General features: G+C 29.0%; 2 protein-coding genes. Both read left to right on the top strand.

All coding sequences use genetic code 11. The features are described 5' to 3' along the window. The first annotated feature begins 148 nt into the window (after positions 1-148). Positions 149-1,156, top strand: a complete 1,008-nt coding sequence (locus tag IKN49_05345) for an ROK family protein (protein MBR3632461.1) — start codon at positions 149-151, stop codon at positions 1,154-1,156. Between the two features lie 165 nt (positions 1,157-1,321). Further along, on the top strand, positions 1,322-1,651 hold a 330-nt coding region (locus tag IKN49_05350), incomplete at its 3' end, for a hypothetical protein (protein ID MBR3632462.1).

Here is a 1,651-nt window from a genome sequence, read left to right on the forward strand (position 1 = left end):
CCAATCCCCAATCCCCATTGAAAATATTAATTATCATTTTAAATAAAAATTTCATCTATAAAATTAATTAATATTAATTAAAAAAAAATAATTAAAAAAATAAATTACATTATTAACAATACTAATAAAAAAAAAAATAAAAAATAAAATGTCAAACTCAGAAGACGAAAAAAAATACGTCATTAGTTTAGATCTCGGCGGTTCAAACTCAACCTTCGGAATAGTCAATAAAAAAGGCGAAATTCTCCGTCGTATAAACATAAGCACTCAAACCCACGAAAACGCAGAAGATTACATACAAGCAAGCATCGAAGCACTAAAACCTTTAATCGCAGAATTCGGCCGAGAAAATATATACGCAATGGGCATCGGCGCCCCAAACGCAAACTACTACAAAGGCACAATAGAACACGCAGTGAACATATCATGGGCCCACACAACAATCGTACCAATCTGCCAAAAATTCTCAGAAAAATTAGATAATCTACCCTGCTTCCTCACAAACGACGCCAAAGCCGCTGCCCTCGGGGAAAAGAACTTCGGGGTGGCTAAAGGAATGAAAGACTTTATAATGATCACATTAGGAACTGGATTAGGAACCGGTATAATAGCCAATGGAGAGATAGTATATGGTCATGATGGATGTGCAGGAGAGTTAGGTCATTTAACTATAGATTATACAGAGAATGCGAGGCAATGTTTATGTGGAAAAAAAGGGTGTTTAGAGGCCTATGCAAGTGCCAAAGGGATGATTAATACTACACAGGAATTGCTTAATAAACATCCGGAATTGGAAAGTAAATTAAGAGATTTGAGGGAAGATGAAATGAATGCGTATGAAATATATTTAGCAGCGAAAAAGGGGGATATTATTGCTAATAAGGTGTTTGAAATAACGGGGGATGTGTTGGGTAAGGCTTGTGCTAATTTTACGTTGTTTTCCTCGCCTGAAGCGTATATATTTTTTGGAAGTTTGAGTGAGTCGAAGAATATTTTGTTGCCTATTATTGAGTTGGTGTATAATAATAATGTGATGAAGGTGTTTAAAAATAAGGCGAAGTTTTTGTTGAGTGGAATTAAAGGAAGTGATGCTGCTTTGTTGGGCGCCGCTGCTTTGGCTTGGGAAGGAATTGAAAAAAAAAATAATGTAAAATAATATTTTGATTATAAATTAATTTATAAATATTAATATGAGTTTTAAATATTTTTTTTAATATTTTTTTTTTAATATTTTTTTTAATATTTTTATATTTAATTTATATTTTTTAATTTATAATAATAAATTTTTACATAATTTTAATTATTTTTATAAATAAATTTTATGTCTTCAACAAATTATTCTTTAGATTTTAATTCACTTTCTTTATCAAAAAATTTAACTAATTATTCAAATTCTTATAGAAAATATTTCAATACGGAAAATTCGTTTTTACATTATTCGCCTAAAACTTTGACTACTTTAGATAGCATCAGTCCATTTGATATTAATTACGTAGAAAGAAATAAATATTTAGCAAGTATGAAACAAAAACCGGATTTTAATTCATTGCTACTTTCAGCGAAAAACATTTCTAATTTTAATAATAATAATGAATTTAAAACAAATGATGAAAAATTAAATGAAAAATTAAATGAAAAATATAAAAATAGA

Source organism: Elusimicrobiaceae bacterium, assembly GCA_017528825.1.
Taxonomy (GTDB): Bacteria; Elusimicrobiota; Elusimicrobia; order Elusimicrobiales; family Elusimicrobiaceae; genus Avelusimicrobium.

Coding starts and splice junctions, on each gene's coding strand:
- IKN49_05345 (MBR3632461.1), top strand. CDS start 149: ATGTCAAACTCAGAAGACGAAAAAAAATACGTCATTAGTTTAGATCTC.